This is a genomic window from Candidatus Protochlamydia naegleriophila (genome assembly GCF_001499655.1).
Lineage (GTDB): Bacteria > Chlamydiota > Chlamydiia > Chlamydiales > Parachlamydiaceae > Protochlamydia > Protochlamydia naegleriophila.
Genome location: NZ_LN879502.1, coordinates 644,311 through 659,963 on the forward strand (window position 1 = coordinate 644,311; position 15,653 = coordinate 659,963).

14 protein-coding genes are annotated in these 15,653 nt (G+C 42.8%); 6 read left to right on the forward strand and 8 right to left on the reverse strand.

The window, feature by feature from the left end; all coding sequences use genetic code 11:
* Positions 1 to 151 precede the first annotated feature (151 nt).
* Positions 152 to 472, reverse strand: a complete 321-nt coding sequence (locus PNK_RS02640; protein WP_032125113.1) for a hypothetical protein — start codon at positions 470 to 472, stop codon at positions 152 to 154.
* A gap of 108 nt (positions 473 to 580) precedes the next feature.
* On the opposite strand from PNK_RS02640, the gene PNK_RS02645 reads away from it, so the two are divergent.
* A complete protein-coding gene (locus PNK_RS02645) occupies positions 581 to 1,150 on the forward strand; it encodes a DUF445 domain-containing protein (protein WP_059060126.1) in 570 nt (189 codons plus the stop codon).
* On the opposite strand, the gene PNK_RS02650 is transcribed toward PNK_RS02645, so the two are convergent.
* Both PNK_RS02650 and PNK_RS02655 read right to left on the reverse strand, forming a co-directional pair.
* Entirely contained in the window at positions 1,115 to 2,056 is a 942-nt protein-coding gene (locus tag PNK_RS02650; RefSeq protein WP_059060128.1) for a TerC/Alx family metal homeostasis membrane protein, read from the reverse strand. The two genes, PNK_RS02645 and PNK_RS02650, sit on opposite strands and share 36 nt — an antisense overlap.
* A 3-nt stretch (positions 2,057 to 2,059) precedes the next feature.
* Complete coding sequence (locus PNK_RS02655) at positions 2,060 to 4,978, reverse strand: insulinase family protein (RefSeq protein WP_059060130.1); 2,919 nt, start codon at positions 4,976 to 4,978, stop codon at positions 2,060 to 2,062.
* A 354-nt stretch (positions 4,979 to 5,332) separates the two neighbouring features.
* Here PNK_RS02655 and PNK_RS02660 point away from each other — a divergent pair, with 354 nt between their 5' ends.
* Positions 5,333 to 6,025 carry a hypothetical protein gene (locus PNK_RS02660; protein WP_059060131.1) on the forward strand — a complete coding sequence of 231 codons (693 nt, stop codon included), beginning with the start codon at positions 5,333 to 5,335 and terminating at the stop codon, positions 6,023 to 6,025.
* Positions 6,026 to 6,387: 362 nt separating this feature from the next.
* Complete coding sequence (locus tag PNK_RS02665; RefSeq protein WP_158021672.1) at positions 6,388 to 6,780, forward strand: hypothetical protein; 393 nt, start codon at positions 6,388 to 6,390, stop codon at positions 6,778 to 6,780.
* Positions 6,781 to 6,842: 62 nt separating this feature from the next.
* On the opposite strand, the gene PNK_RS02670 is transcribed toward PNK_RS02665, so the two are convergent.
* The 3 genes from PNK_RS02670 to PNK_RS02680 form a co-directional block, all read right to left on the reverse strand.
* Positions 6,843 to 8,738, reverse strand: coding sequence for an insulinase family protein (locus PNK_RS02670; RefSeq protein WP_059060136.1), 1,896 nt, complete (start codon positions 8,736 to 8,738; stop codon positions 6,843 to 6,845).
* A 527-nt stretch (positions 8,739 to 9,265) separates the two neighbouring features.
* Complete coding sequence (locus tag PNK_RS02675; RefSeq protein ID WP_079992774.1) at positions 9,266 to 10,339, reverse strand: 1-acyl-sn-glycerol-3-phosphate acyltransferase; 1,074 nt, start codon at positions 10,337 to 10,339, stop codon at positions 9,266 to 9,268.
* 4 nt (positions 10,340 to 10,343) lie between these two features.
* The gene (locus PNK_RS02680) at positions 10,344 to 11,882 is read right to left on the reverse strand and encodes an Rne/Rng family ribonuclease (protein WP_059060138.1); all 1,539 of its coding nucleotides are present in this window, start codon (positions 11,880 to 11,882) and stop codon (positions 10,344 to 10,346) included.
* Positions 11,883 to 12,908: 1,026 nt separating this feature from the next.
* On the opposite strand from PNK_RS02680, the gene PNK_RS02685 reads away from it, so the two are divergent.
* Genes PNK_RS02685 through plsX form a run of 3 tightly spaced genes read left to right on the forward strand, consistent with a single transcriptional unit; the run spans position 12,909 to position 14,663 of the window.
* Complete coding sequence (locus tag PNK_RS02685; RefSeq protein ID WP_059060140.1) at positions 12,909 to 13,385, forward strand: hypothetical protein; 477 nt, start codon at positions 12,909 to 12,911, stop codon at positions 13,383 to 13,385.
* 37 nt (positions 13,386 to 13,422) lie between these two features.
* The gene (gene rpmF / locus PNK_RS12985; RefSeq protein WP_079992775.1) at positions 13,423 to 13,602 is read left to right on the forward strand and encodes a 50S ribosomal protein L32; all 180 of its coding nucleotides are present in this window, start codon (positions 13,423 to 13,425) and stop codon (positions 13,600 to 13,602) included.
* Between the two features lie 23 nt (positions 13,603 to 13,625).
* Positions 13,626 to 14,663, forward strand: coding sequence for a phosphate acyltransferase PlsX (gene plsX, locus PNK_RS02690; RefSeq protein WP_051981875.1), 1,038 nt, complete (start codon positions 13,626 to 13,628; stop codon positions 14,661 to 14,663).
* A 188-nt stretch (positions 14,664 to 14,851) separates the two neighbouring features.
* Here plsX and PNK_RS02695 read toward each other — a convergent pair whose 3' ends face one another.
* Together PNK_RS02695 and PNK_RS02700 are read right to left on the reverse strand one after the other, a co-directional pair.
* A complete protein-coding gene (locus PNK_RS02695) occupies positions 14,852 to 15,190 on the reverse strand; it encodes a hypothetical protein (RefSeq protein WP_059060145.1) in 339 nt (112 codons plus the stop codon).
* Positions 15,162 to 15,596: a hypothetical protein gene (locus PNK_RS02700; protein ID WP_059060146.1), complete on the reverse strand. Its 435-nt coding sequence runs from the start codon at positions 15,594 to 15,596 to the stop codon at positions 15,162 to 15,164. The genes PNK_RS02695 and PNK_RS02700 overlap by 29 nt, the downstream gene beginning before the upstream one ends.
* Positions 15,597 to 15,653: the final 57 nt, after the last annotated feature.

Here is a 15,653-nt window from a genome sequence, read left to right on the forward strand (position 1 = left end):
TTAAGGCTATCTTTTAGTATTCATTAAAAGGTAGCCTTCATCATCTCAAAGATCCGCACTTCAAGTGGCTTCTAAAACGTAACTTCTTTATGGAAGCTCTGCATAAAATGTCAGACCCTGGAAAATAAAGATTATTTGTAATAGAAAAGGCTTAACGGACAAAGATCCAGTGTTGCTGAATGTGGCCGCGGTCGGCCAAGGCTTTCTTGACTTTAAGGGGATCGCGTACATTATTGAGATTCAAATTTAACTTTTCGTCTAACTGCTTCTTCTCGTTCTGAAGCTGCTCCCAGATCGGCTGTGAAAAATTATCGGGATTCGTGGCATAATCCTGGAGCTGATCAGATGTCAGTCCTAAATCTTCTAAAAGAGTTTGATACTCGAGTTCCAATTTTTCCATTCCAATTGTCAACTCTTGCATTTTTAGTTGAGTAGTTTGGAACTTTTCTTCTAGGTTTTGTTCTAAAGACATATAAACTCCAAATAAAATGCTGGTATTAATTATATATTTTATTTTAATAAATTGCAACAAATTTTAGCTGCATGGTATACCGAGTTTATTTTGGCATGAGGAGCATGTATGAATAGCTGTTTTTTGATTGTGTTGATAGGGGCGACTGTAATCGGTTGGCTTGTGGCGGAGGTCTTTTTAATCCTCATTTTTCGCTACTTATTACCTATCAAACAAGGCGATCTTCGTCAACTTTTTTTAAACAAGGCAGTGGAGCTGGCCAAGCCTGAAAAGGATTGTTTGGTCGATAAGGTGCGCGCATTCAATTTAGAGGCTGATGTGGCTCCTGTATTGGATGTGCGTTTAGAAGATTTAATCGAACACTTGCGGGGGCAAATTCCGATGGGCGGCATGTTGCTATCGGGAGCATGGGTCGAGCGGTTTAAGAGCAAGATAAAACAGGAAATTCTAAAATCTTTGCCTGCCATCAAAGAGAATTTGGCTAAAAAGGTTGGGCAAGAATTTGATTTCCAGAAAATGATCGAAGAAAAGGTCCAAGCACTTGATTTTACAGAACTTGGACGCTCTTTTCGTCAAACTTATCGATCCGATCTCTTAAAATTAAGAGGTTCGGGGGCTTTGATCGGATTTGGCATTGGGCTTTTAGAGCTTGTTTTGTTCACCTTCTTTTGCAACTGAGGGAAACAAGAAGGAGCCAACGACGGCTAGGGCGAGCATTGATAGCAGGATGCCGAGGGCTACAAAAGTTGGGATTGTGATGACGCTTTCTAAGAGCATTTTAAAGCCAATGAAAACCAAAATAAAGGCTAAGGCATAATGTAGCAGATAGAAGCGTTGCATGAGTCCTTCTAAGACAAAAAATAGGGAGCGGAGTCCTAAAATAGCTAAGACATTGGAAGTGTATACGATGAACGGATCGGTTGTAATTCCCAAAATGGCGGGAATGGAATCGAGTGCAAACACCAAGTCGGCCATTTCGATTAGGATGACAACGAGCAAAAGGGGAGTTGCCACCCATTTTGTCCCCTCTTTAACCAAAAAGGCCTGTCCATGGTAGCCGGAAGTAATTCCAATTCTTGATTGAATGAAGCGGTAGATCCGGTTTTCTTCGATTTTAAGATCAATTTCTTTAGAAAGAGCCATTTTGATGCCCGTGTAGATCAAAAAGATGCCGAAGAGATAAAAGGCCCATTCAAAGTGATGGATGAGCGATATTCCTCCCCAGATGAGCAGACCGCGCATGATAAGTGCACCGAGGACTCCGTAAAACAGCACGCGATGTTTGCAATCGTCTGGTACCTTGAAGTGGGAAAAAACGAGCAGGAAAATGAATAAGTTATCGACGCTGAGCGATTTTTCAAGCAGATAACCGGTTAAAAAATTAAGGGCCGTTTGTGAGCCAAATTGATAGTAAAGCCAGCCGTTAAATAGAAAAGCTAGCGCAATCCAAGCAATGGACGTTAGGATAGCCTCTTTAAATTTAATGGAGTGGGGTTTGTAGTAAAAATGCCATAGATCAAGTCCTAGCAAGATCAAAATGATGCTATTGAAGACAAGCCAGTGATAAGAATCGGCTATTCCCATAATTTATTCGTCCACGTGTGAATATTTGCTTAATTCTTTCAATTCTGCTGCGCTTTGCAATGGAATATAGGAAAGATTTTTAGGCGATGCAGTTGTGCCTTTAGCCAAAATGGCTACACGTCTTTTATTCTCTTTTCCTAAAAATTGCACGGTAAATTCTAAAAATTTTTCATAGGTTAGCTCTTGGAATCCTTGAATCCGTTTGGTTATCCATTCAAAGTCCCCCTCATATTTTAAGGCAAGCGTTCTAAGGAGCTCTCCCATCTCAATCAGGTTTTGCGGCGGTTGTTTGATTTTCTCTAAAAGAGCTTCGCGGACAGTATCAAAACGATCTTTTAGAAGTTCAGTTTTGCCCATTTCTTGCAAATAATCTTCGATGAAGAGTTCGAAACGTGCCAACAGATCGCGCGGGTCATGTGTATTGGACTGCACGGCAAATAGGCTAAAGAGACGCCTGTTAAATTCTTCAGCCATGCTAAAAACAAGATAGCCGGTCTGCTGCTTGGTTCTTAAAGTAGCATAAAAAGAGCTGCCCATGGCTTGTGAAAGAATTTGTTGTGCGGCACGCGCCTGGAAAGAGAAAAGGGGATCTTCGATGGCCAGGATCGTAGCATTTGAAGGCGTTTTAATTGCCACATCAAGCAGGTATGGGCCTTGTTCTGGTAAAATGACTATTTGTTCAGTCGGCCTTTGGCCTTGTGGGAAAACCTGGCTTGATAAGGTGGACTGCAAATGGTTCCATAGCCGGTGAGCTTGCTTTTCTTCAATATTGCCGTAAAGCAAGCCTCTTACATAGGTCTGATCGTAGAGATGGTCGACGTAGTTTAAAAACTGTTCATAGTTAAGAAGTTGGATGGCTTCGGCTTTTTGCTTGTGGGTAGCGTAAGACTTGTAAAGGAGCGTTTGAAAGACTTCGATCCCTTGCTCTAGAGCACTTTCTTCATTGAAGTTTAAATAGCTGCGTAGAAGAGAGTTTTTAAATAGTTGGAATTGAGCTTCGGCCGGCTTGCAAGTCTTGAGCCTCTCTAAAATGCGATCAAATAAAATTTCAGCCTTGTCGCTGTAGCCATTGATGCTCAGAATAACGCCTCGCTCTTCCTGCTTAATTTCATAAGCCAGATTGGCAAGCTCTGCCGGATAGCTAAAGGGTTTTAGGGCTTCTTCCAAGCATTTGAGATAGAGGTCGGTTGCAACGGCATTGAATGCCTCTCTTTTATTGATGAGGGGGCTTTGAATTTCAAAGTCCCAGACGATTTCAGGCAGCTGGAAGTAGGTATCTTTGTAAAAATAGATTTTTGCTTGTTCTGTATCGATCAAGGTTGAGGGGAGCGGGATGGTGCGTTGTCTGGCCAACTCCTCTCCTAGAGGAGAGGCAAGGCTGAGCTTTTCTGGAATAAAGGGGTTCGGCTCCGGTAAGTAAAGAGCGGGATTAAGAGGAAGCTGATTCCAGAGCTCTAATTGTTCCTTTGGCAATTGTTGCGTGCTATAGGGAATTCCCATCCATTTTTCTTTTTTATTCAATGGAATGGGGTGCTCTTGCGGGTTAGCAATAACCGTAATGGCCACTCGTTTGGGAGTTAATTTACCCAAAAAAGCTTGAATGACTTTGGGATCGAATGCTTGAGGAATTTGGGTGTATTCCGGAAACGTGGCGAGTTTTTCATGTGCGAGCCATCCGCCCATTTGCATGAGGTAATCAAAAGGGTTGTCTTGCGACTGGTATTGATAGCGGAAGGTGGCAATTTTTTTGACCTCGTCAAAGAGATAGGTTGGAAAAGGCTTGTCATTGAGCATTTTTATGGCTTGGAAGCATCTTCCGATGACTGTATTGATTTTTTGCAAGCCCTCTTCAGTCAGCTTGATCTGAAGGGTGAAAAGAAGATTTTGAGCTCCAAGGCGATAGCCTCCGCATGATAATTCTTCTGCAAGGTTATCTTGCTTTAAAGAGGCAAGCAAGCTGCCTTCTCCCTCATGCCCCAGCACGTAGCAGAGAATTGTCTCCGGTTGATAGATCTGCTCTTGATCGATGGATAAGGGAATTTCCCATGTCAAACGTAAGGTGCGCATGTCTCGTAAAGGTTCGATATAAACAATTTCCCCTTCGCGGCTCTCTTGCAAGACTGGTAAACTGGTCTGCAAAGGGGATCGGTTGGAGTTTGGAATCCCGCTAAAGTCTTCTACGACCAAGGCCTTGAGCTTATCGAGCGGGTCTTTAGAATACACAATCAAGCGCATCAAGTTGGCACTGTAGTGGTTCTTGTACCACTCTTTTAAGACTTGTTGTGAAACGGCGGATAAAGTTGTCGAATTGCCTGCACTGAAGCGGTGGTAAGGGTGTTCAGGGTTACTTAGTTCTTTTTGTACGTAGTGTTCGCGAATGTCGTCGCTATTGAGATTCTTGGAAAATTCCTGATCGATCGCTTGTAGCTCTCTTGAAACCCCAGAGGGGTTGAATAGAGGTGTTTTGAAGAAGGAGGCGAAGCGGTCGAGAGCTTCTTCAAACGCTTGGTTATTGACAGAGAAGAGATAAAGGGTATGGTCGCTCGTTGTGTAGGCATTCGATAGGCCTCCATGAGCCCGAATAAAACGGTCGTAATCGGATTCGATTGGATATTTTTCTGTTCCCAAAAAGAGCATATGCTCCAAAAAGTGGGCAAGTCCGGGATAAGCTTCGGGATCTTCCCAGCTACCTGCTTGAACAGTTAGAACGGCTCCCGACTGTGTGGCTTGTGGGTCTGAAATTAAGTAGGCTTCGAGTCCATTGGACAGCCGGATTTTCGAGGTCTCTCTTCCTGCAAAGGAAGGAGTTAAGATGGGGAGCTGCGCCCGATCTTTGACGCTTTCATACGGCTCTTCACTCTTAAGAGGAGAGTGTAGACACATTCCCATTACTATCAGCCATTTAATCCAGTTGTGCGCCATATGATTACCACCTATTTAAAAATGCTCAGCTAAAAAAGCAAAAAGACCTTCTAAAGCAAGATTGTGGGGTTTAGAGGATGTGCACAAATCAACCGATCGGACTTTGTGAATACCCTTTAAACAATCGCTTGGCTTTTTACAGATTATTCAAAAGATCTCATTGCAATTTATCTTAGCCAAGAAGGCTGGTGAAAAGAAAGAGAAAATCACTCTAAGACTTTCAAGCAAACGAGTGTGAACGGTGTTTTATAAAAAAATGGTGAATGTTTTTCTGCGTTTCATTTCTTTAAAATTTAGTTGCTTTAATCATGAAAGATAGTTAATTTTTGCTGCTTTTTATTTAAAAGAGGTAACATGGTAGCGTTTTGTAATAATGAAAAATATTATTTACATTCATCGATTGTCTCGGAACAGAAGTTTTCTGTTTGCAAAGTGAAGAAAATTCGGAAGACGTCAGTTGAGGCGACCGATAGAGGCATTCAATTGTTGTGCAAAGGATTTGACTATCATGTGAAATCCTTAGGCAGTTTGGAGCAAAAGCTTAGAAAAATGAGAAAGAAGAAAGAGCTGTTAGGGTGGGTAATTGCCTCTATGCGTACTTATCATTCTATTTTCGAGCGCATGTATGACTCAATGCTAGAAGATAGGCATGCAACCGCCCCTTATTCATTTGAATTCGATAACAATCCCATGTTTCGTTGCTTTTATCAACAGTTTTTGGCGAATCCTGACAGCTATCTACAGTTATCGCGTCTTGTCATTGATGAAGCCTCCTTCGATGATCCCATTCATCAATTAATCTCTCGCTATGATAGGCGTGAAGCGAATTTATATAAATCGAGAGATTTCTATCTAAGTGCAATTAGAGAGATTCATATAGAAGGTCAAAGAGAGCCTATTCTATCTTATGACTTTATCAAATCCATTAGAGACGGATTAATTCGCCATCAACATCAGAAAGAAGAGGTAAATAGGGATCTTGCTATTTCCGATGAGTTAAATATGGACGAATTATTAAAGTTGATGCAAGGGCATAGCCTCAATTGACTAGCCATCAGATAGGCAATAGCTCGGATCTCCGGGTTTTGCCTATCGGTTAATCCACCTCATCTAGAGTCATTGCGAATCATCGAATGTTGGGAACACCCTCCCAGGATTACCCAATTTTAATATAAAAAATAGAATGTAAATCGTTTAATTTAAATTGTTTTTTATTTACTATTTGTTTTTTTAGTTTCCGTATTAAATAATTTAAGAATTATTCATTCTGTTTAAGAGGTTTTGAGATGTTGATTAGAGAATTGGATACGATTATCTTAAGTGCTCCCATTTTGGCTTGTGCGTCGCTTGGAGTTATGGGGCGTGTACTAGAGTAGGTTGATTATCCGGTGGCTCGGGAGGTCGGTTGGTTGGGTACTCGTTGTGCGATTGTCTTGAGTCTTGTTTCTGGCGTGCCGCTTCTTGTTTATTCAATAGCCAAGGTTATTGTTTTGGATGCATTGAATAGTGGGGCTGGTGGAAAAATCGAAGGCCTAAAGAAATACAGTGAAGAGTCGAAGCTGCGCTTAAATATTTCTCTCATTGGCGTTTCCGCACTTCCGCTATTGATTTTGAGCGGACCGGCGTTAATTCGCGCTGCCTATCAAACGTATCTCATGTATGAAAGCACGCAAGAGATCATCCACCATTTCCGCCAGTCGGAATCGTTTCAAGCTTTGGAAAACTCTTATCATTTGCTTGCCAATTTGGTTAATGGCATGCATGAAAGGAGAGAGACGGCCATTATTGAAGAAGTCGTTTAAAAAGTATTGCGAGGGATTTAAAGAGCTCCTTTTTGATTCATATCAAAAAGGAGCTCTTTGCATTAACGCAGATCGACAAAATCTGGCAAGGAAGGAAGGGAAAGAGGGAAATTGGCTAAGCCATTTCTCAAGGCGATATCGCACTCTAAGATGAGGGCTTGTTTGCCGTTTTTGTACTGAGCCATGCGTAGGTCATATTGCATGACTAATTTGCATTGAGCCACTTGATAATCATAAGCGATCAGGGCTTCATGTTCCATTTGCATGAGAGTTGCTTCTGCTTGTGCTAGGCCGGCTGCCAAGTAGGCATCCTTTAAACTCTCTTGAAAGGCTTGCTTATGCTCGGCAATGAATTGATCTCGGTCTTCGATAGAGATTTCATGTTTTTGATATGCCTTTTCGATGAGCTCGATGTTATCTTCCAAAAGCATTTGTAAGCTTCTTTTTTGAGTCACGAAGGGATTGTGATAGTACAAGTTTTGAGCATGAGCCAGGTTATTATCGCGTACAGCAGCATAAGGAGCGGTCATGTTTAAGAGCTCTTGATCGAGGCGGTCCATCAAAATTTTGTATTGGTTGCGGTTTTGCGTAAAGTAGAGTTTGGACTGGATCAAGAAGCTGAGTTCTTCGACAAGGAATAGCTCAGATAGCAGCGGATTAGTCAGGTCGTAAAGATCTGCTAATAGAACAATTGGAGCCTTAGATAAGGTAGCTGGGTAATGAATCATGCCTTGCAAGAATAGGTAGCGTCTTTCTTGCGGAGTCAAAGTAACGCCAGCGCGGTGGTTGCGATAGGCATGTTCGAACCCTTTGGCAAGGTCTTCTTTTCTTTTGCTAGAGACATAGTCTGGGTCTTTTAAATAGTTACACGACATAAAGTAGACACCTGTCACAGTTGAGAGGCTTCCCATTGCAACGAGTACAGGCAGTGCGAAAGGAGCAATCGGTGTCAATAATAAGCTTCCGATGCCTAAGGCAGTTAAGGCCGCTCCAAATAGGCGTCCATTCGCGCTTTTATTGATCCAATTAGGTGGATTCATCCAAATTTTTCCATCGACGACATAAATGTTATCTTGAGAAATAAAGTCGACGTGTTGAAGTAGGGGATTGGTCGTTTCATTTTGACTGTTGAGTTGCGATGTGTCTTCCAAGCTTAGGCTTAAAGGCTGGTTGAGCAAACGAGCAAGCCTGACTCTTGCATCTTCTTCTACTTGAGACTCTTGATAAGAGGAAAAAAGCTCTTCAATTTGTTCTTCAACAGCCGGGGCAATATTATCTGCAGAGACGGCGATGTTCATGATCGATGGTTTGTACCATTTGGCATAAAAGGTTTTGACCTGTTCTTGCGTGATGGAGGCAATCTGATGGCTAAGTGAGCGTTCGGTTTGATTTTCTTCCAAGCTTTGATCATTTGTAACTAATTCGCTTTGCAATAGGTGGAGGCGAGCACGTTCGATAGCTTCTGGACTAAGAGTCGGTTCAAAAGCGATCTGCTGGATCAAAGTTAAAATGGTTGTTAAATCAGATTCTTGAGCTGCTGGAAGGCTAACTTGGATGCTGTGTTCCAACTCATTCGTTTTAACCAAGTTATCTGCATCGACATCTAATCCCAACTGATTGAGTTGTTCGCTAATCATGGAGCGGGTGAGTTCTTTTGTACCATGAAAGAGGGTGTGTTGGATCAGTAGGGCGAGTGCCATTGTATCTGTTTCTGGTGGCATCGTGATGCCTAATTTGACAGTCAAATGAGAGTTCTTTTGGTGGGTAGGTACAAGTGTATAGATGAGCCCATTTGAGAGCCTGTTAGATACGGGTGATGGTAGTGAAGAGCGTTCGTTTGAAAAGAGATTTTGAGATAGCAGCTGGGGCGCTTTGGCGGCATGCATAAAAGGTTGGCATGCTGTCAGGCCAAGGGTCAAAGAAGTGATAAGCTTGTGCAGGAATGAATGTGGCTTCATGGTTAATCCTAAAAAGGTTTTTAATGTTTTTTTCTGGTCGTAAAGAAAGGAAGACTAAGGCAGCGGAGTTAAGAAAAAATAAAGATTAGATTAGACGTTAATGGTGTGAGTTTTTTTATGCATTCTTTTATTATTGTAGGGCGAAAGTTTTAGATGGCAATTATCAACGTATAACTAGTTTGCCAATCAATCCTCCTCTGGGCTTATTGTTTTTTTATCCCTTTACCTACAGTTTTTTAATTTACTGTGGGATTTAAAATCACATCTACCGGTCTCTCACAGCATCCTTGGGTTGCTGAATAGCAAACCAATCGAATCTGATTCTTTTTATCCAAGCGTACTCTTTTTGTTAACGTCTATAAAGTAAAGTGAATGCGTGTGAAAGGCCTTTAGGCCGACTGATTTTAGAGCCCACCGTAAGTCTTGCGAACGGTGGGTAGCCTGGAAATACATACAGGGCTCGTTAGAGCGATTGATTTGCGAGATAGTCTTTGTAGGATAGGTGAAAATAACTGCCTTATTCTCCACTAAGCAAAGCAGGGGCCTGTGATGCTGGAGCGAGCCTTTTCCCTTAATTCGAAAATGGGAGCCTTTTGCGGCGTATCGAGGGCTGTAAAGAGTTGGTAGTTTTGATGCACGATTTCCCAGATATATTCCGCACGCTTATTACGCTTGGACTTCTTATCCAGATTTTCGCTTCCAGGAAAATTATCCATGTCTATTTCTGGGCCGAAGGCTAGATGAACGGGTGTAAAATGGGCGAGCCGCTTTTCTCCCAATTCTTTTTCTACCTGTCTTGGAGGAGGCATTAAGTCGTAGGTCTTAAGGGAAAGGGGGTAGAAGTGAGTTGGATGGTCCGCATGCTTGGCCATCAGCCAAAACATCTCTAGGCTTTGTGGATCGAACTGGGAGATATCGATTTGTCCTTCGCTGTTTTGACGATCTCTTCCACCACTTGGGGCCACGTAAATGCAGCGCCCTCCCGCACTCAGCAATTCGCTCATCTTTTTCATGGTGCGCTGATTGTGACTCACCTTTTCGGCCTTTTTTTCTGGGGGATGAGCGATGTGTTTCTTGGAGTAGATGCACAAGAGATTGCGTCCCATGCTCATGGGGATGGCCAACGGATCGCTGACGACGCGATGCCCAGCGACAAAGATCATTTGCGAGGCGAGGGATTCGTTGATGTTTTCCAGCAGCAGGCTAATGATTTGCGGATCGGGCTCTGTCTGGTGGTTGGCGAGCAAGATGACATTTTCACCCTTTTCTAGTTGTTTGATAATCTGTTCAACCGACTCGAAGCCAAAAATCTTTGAAACGGAAAAGTCGATGAGGGGACGGATAAAATCTAGTCCGAATTGATAGTAATCGAATGGCTTGCGAATGCTGGTATGAAAAATCTCAAAGCGATAAGGATTGTCGATTTGTTGGATCACGAGTTCGAATAATTGATTGAACAACTGATGCGCTTTTTCATAAGAGCAGGAATTCTTGGCAGCTTGTAAATAGCTTTGGTGAAAGTCTTGAATCACAACAGCTAAAGAAGGCGTCATGACGCCTTCTTCGATGTATTGAGTTAAATTTAGGACCGGCTTAACCATCTGATTAGACCTCAATGCGCTTATTAGTGATCGTCGAGTAAAAGTGAAACTCGTTGAGATGGAGTCTGTCATCGACTTCGCATGAGAGGTGGGCATTGAAATCGGTGGCCAGCTTAAATAAATACTGCTTGTCGATGACATTTAAGTAGCGATCGAGCTCTGGATGAACAACCAGCTTGAGGGCAAATTGCTCGTGGCAAGCGATGATCTTTTTAAAGGCCCGCTCAATTTCGATCGATAAGCTTTCATGCGATTTAATGACCCCACTACCAGCGCAATAAGGGCAGCCTGTAAAAATGGTTTGGAGGAGCGATCCACGGTTGCGTTGGCGAGTCATTTCAACCAAGCCAAATTCGCTCATGCCTAAAATGGTGCACTTGGCCGAATCTTCCTTCATGCAGTCTTTTAGACGCTCTAAAACGCGTCTTTGATTTTTGCGCAGGCGCATATCGATAAAGTCGCAGATGATCAAACCACCAATGTTGCGCAAACGCAATTGGCGAGCAATTTCTTCAGCCGCTTCTAAGTTGATCCGGACTAAGGATTCTTCGACATCGGTTTTATTGTTGCTGCTTCTTCCTGAGTTAACATCGATCGTATACATCGCTTCGGTGCGATCGAAGAAGAGGTAGCCGCCGCTTGGCAGCCAAATTTTCCGTCTTAGAGTCTTTTCTATTTCACGTTCGACGTTAAAGCGCTCAAACATTGGCACTTTATCGCGGTAGTATTCGATGCGCAGCGGGTGCTCGCTCGAGTAGCGGCTATAGAGGCGTTTGCATGTTTGATAGGTGGCATAGTCATCGACCAGGATGCGGTCGTAGCGTTTATCAATGGCTGTGATAACGGCGCGTTTGATGAGGTCGGATTCGGCATATAGAAGGGTCGGTTCCGATGCTTTCTTGAAATTTTCCATGATATTTTGCCAGTTATGCAAGAGGTCGTGCGCTTCGGCTATTAGCATCTCTTGCGTCGCACTGGCACTTGCCGTACGGCAAATCAATCCCATGTCTTGGGGCATCTCAAAGGCGCGAATGAGTTTTTTAAGGCGTTCGCGAGCGACCCGGTCTTCAATTTTTCTGGAAACGCCGCGATGGGAGGAATTTGGTAGTAAGACCAAATAGCGGCCTGCAATCGAGACATTAGAGGTTAGGCGTGCCCCTTTGGAACCGATGGGTTCCTTAACGACTTGAACAAGTACCGGCTGATCGGGCTTCATTAGTTGTTCGATATCGAGATTTTGCTGCTCTTTCTCATTGAGGGTTTTAATGTCATAGTCGAGATCAAAATCCATATCAAAAAGCTGTTCAAACTTTTTGGTATTCTCAATGATGTCGGAAATATGAATGAATCCATTTTCCCCTTCATTGATGTCGATGAAGGCAGATTGAATGTTATGAAGAATGTTTCTTACGCGGCCGCGGTAAATATTACCGGTCAGCTGCCGTTCTTTTTTGCGCTCGACGATGAGATCTCGCAAGTCGCCATTTTTAAGCAGGGCGTAGCGCGTCTCTTTCGATTCGATATTGAGTAAAATTTCGTGCATCTTGTCACCTTAATTCTTATGACGAAAGACACACACCCGCATCCTAATGAAAGTGAGCCAGCACAGTCGGCTTGGACAATCACTTTTTCCAAAAACACCACAAGACTCATTGAATAGGTGGCTAAAAAAGATTTGATCTAGGTCTTTATGCCTCTTTTTTCCATTTATCTAAAAAGGACTCTGGTTTAACTCGTATGAGTTCGTAAAACCGAGGTCATAGAAGGAAAATGTTTATCTAGCAGACTCAAAAGCATTCACAAATAAGTTTGTTCTTATGATGTTAATTTTTATTCGAAAACGAGGTTATGTCTTTGCCTTTTTAATGAGTTTTAGAGCTTCGACATCTTTATAGCTTAGTTATTAGCCAATCATTATTCGATGTCATAAGCTTCATACAAAGTACCTGAAAAACTAGTTTGCACACCCTACTACTCTTTGGGCGGAGTTAAAACCCACTTATCAGGTACTTTGTATATAACGGTTATTAGTTTAGCTCCATCCAGCAAAGTTAGCGGACTGAGCTCAATAGACTTCATAAGTCCTCTCCGGCATTGATAACCAAAGAGGCGTATAAAACCCCTAAAAGATGGGTTTTTAGGTTTTAGTGCCCAAAAACCGATTTTTTAGATCTTTTATGGCAAAGCCAGAAGAGAGTTTAAATTTTTTTGCCCGGGTCTTGAGTCAAAATCCTTAGGCTAAGGGGCCTTTTCTGCAATTTGAAGTTTAAGGCATTAGAGGGTTCTTTTCCAGTAAAAAATAAAATTGTCTAGCAAAAAAATAAAATATTCACTATGGGGTTTTGTGGGCTAAATTATGGCAGGAAACGGCGTTCTGGAGTCTTTGTCGTTCTTTTTATATTTCCATGACGTGGATAAAGGGGAGATGAAGAGGGCGGTATGCTTCTCTAAACGCTGAATTTGCAAATAGTCCCGAGTCGGAAGGAGAATCTATTGGCAAAAAAAGCACAACTCATCTAGAATAAACTACTTTATAAAGTCTTTTATCTGAGGAAAAAGAGCAAAAATCATGGATGATGTTTTTAAGATCTATGTGGACCAACTGCGAGATGGTCATGAAAAAGACATTCATGAGAGTCTTTCACCCGAATTTTTGGATGTTAACGAGAGAGACTTAGACTTTAAAAAAATAGTTGAGTTAAAGGGCGTTGCTTATACTGCCGAAGATGAGCTTGTCTTAAATTGGACGATTCAAGCTGAAGCCTTGATTGCTTGTTCGATTTGCGATGAAAAAGTTCCCGTCGAGATTTACATTGACAACTTTTATCATAGCGAGCCTCTATCGGAGATTAAAGGAGCGATTTTTAACTTCAAGGATCTTTTGCGCGAGACAATTTTACTTGAAGTTCCAGCTTTTGCAGAGTGCAATGATGGGAATTGTCCGAGGCGTCAAGAGGTCTCTAAATATTTAAAAGAACCTTCCCAGGATCAAACGGATGAAGAGGATGGATATCAGCCTTTTGCCGATCTGGATTGGAAACAGTAAGTTAAAAAAATAGATTATTGATGAGGAGACATTAACCATGGCAGTGCCACGTAATCGTATGTCAAATGCACGTAAAAATTCAAAACGTGCTCACCACGCTAAAAAGCCGAAAAGCTTATCAGTTTGCAGTAACTGTGGAACGCCTCGTCGTCCGCATTACAGCTGCCAAGCTTGCGGAACTTACGCAAATCGTACTCCAGCTGCTCAGGAAGCTTAATCCACTCTTTTGGAGTAATTAGCTTGCGTATTGGGGTCGATCTTATGGGGAGCGAAAGCTCTCCTATTACGCTTTTTGAAGCCGTCGTGCAAGCAACGCAAGAGCTATCTAATGTAATTTTTGTCGTTTTTGTAACGGCAGACGTTGCTAATTTTATTAGAGGCAATCATCTCTTTGCCCCTCATCTTTGTAAACTTCACTCCCGCATCGAGCTTTATCTCATTTCAGATGTCATTGAAATGGAGGACGAGCCGGTTATTGCCATGCGTGAAAAAAAGAATTCTTCTTTGGTTGTAGGATTGCGCCTCCTGAAAAGACGCCACTTAAAAGGCTTTGTCTCGGCTGGTAATACAGGCGCACTCATTGTTGGTGCGACTCTTTCTTTACCGCTTCTGCCTGGAGTCAAGCGTCCGGCCTTGCTGGCTACTTTGCCGACAGAGCAAGGAGATGTGGCGGTCATCGATGTGGGTGGAAATGTTTCTTGCAAGGCGCACCATTTAGTGCAGTTTGCTCATATGGGAGCTGCCTACCAAAGGTGCTGTAAGGGGATTGAACGTCCAAGAGTCGGTCTGCTCAATATTGGCGTGGAATCCAAAAAGGGCACGTCAGAAGTCAGGCATGCCTATCAAAAATTGCAGGCACTTCAGGCTGAATCGGCCTATTCTCATATGCAGTTTGTTGGCAATGTGGAAGGGCGTGGCGTTTTCCAAGGATTGGCAGACGTCCTTGTGACCGATGGATTTACGGGAAATGTGCTTCTAAAAACGTCTGAAGGAGTGGCTTGTTTTCTCCTTGAGCAGCTTCAGGGCGCGCTAGAAGGTATTTCAACAGAGCAGAAAGAAGCTGTCTTGCGTTATTTGCGCTATGAATTTGATTATGAGGAGTATAGCGGAGCCATTATTTGCGGGATCGATTCGGTTGTGGTTAAATGTCACGGCAAATCTTCGATTCAAGCGATGTTTAACGGCATTCAAGGGGCGGTTTCTTTAGTGAAAAACGAATTTATCAACCAGCTCAAGCATGAGCTTGCCGTCTTACACCGTCAATTAGATAAGAATTAACTCTATCATTGCGTGCCAATCTCGCCTCCTCCTCCTACCATTTCGCGCTTAATAGCGCGTCGCAGCAAAATCAGCCAGCCCGAGCGCGCATCAATCATAGATGTTTTAAGGCTTGAGAGGCTCTTGTAAGTGGTTAGTTTTGCAAGAGCCTCACAGTTAAAGAAAGCGGCGTTCAACTCGGTTTTTTACTATGAAAACTTTTGTACACCCCCCCGAACCTCGTTTAAAGGCGCTTCGATGAGCTGCTGAATGCGCTCTAAATTCAGTCGTGCCACTTTAAGGCGAAGCTGTCCTTCAAATTCCGATGTACCACTCAGCAGTTCTTGAATCTGTTGCAAAGCCGTTTTAGTCTTAAACTGTTTCCATGAGATCTGATGCTCTTTGAGTGATTCCCATGTGGCCTCCAGTTTTTTTAGTGGAGATTTGGAGCGCTTAGCAACATCTTCCCAAATTGGCTTAGCAAATATTTGCCTATCGATAGGATCACTATTGTAGGCATCAAATAGGCTTTTTTTCAATCTCTTCATGAGAGCAGCCTTCAGGGGTTAAACCAAAAGCTAAATAGCGTTTAGCAACTGCATCAATGCAGAGCGTGTTCAGGCTATGGTTGTGCCCGTAAGGATGTTTGCTTAAATATCTTGCTGTCGATGTGAAGAAGCAAAGATCTCCAGTTTGTATGTGATCTTCGCTCGTAATTGAAACTTCGTCCAAGAGGCAGTGTACGGATCCTGATGGGGTGAAGCTTAGGTGGAATGGATAGGGTCCGTCTGAGGCAAATAAATGGTCGAACTTCTCAGGGGGCAATAATATCTTAAGTGCGATCGAATTAGCTAGAGAATAGCTTGAGCCGCAATCAAGAAAAATAAGGCTATCTGCAAGGTAGTCTAAAGCTTCCGATGGCTTAACTTTAGGCTTAATCTGATAGGCAATCATTTTATAGCCGCTCGGGCTGTTTTTATCTTCTTCACGTGAAAAATACTTTGGCTGGGC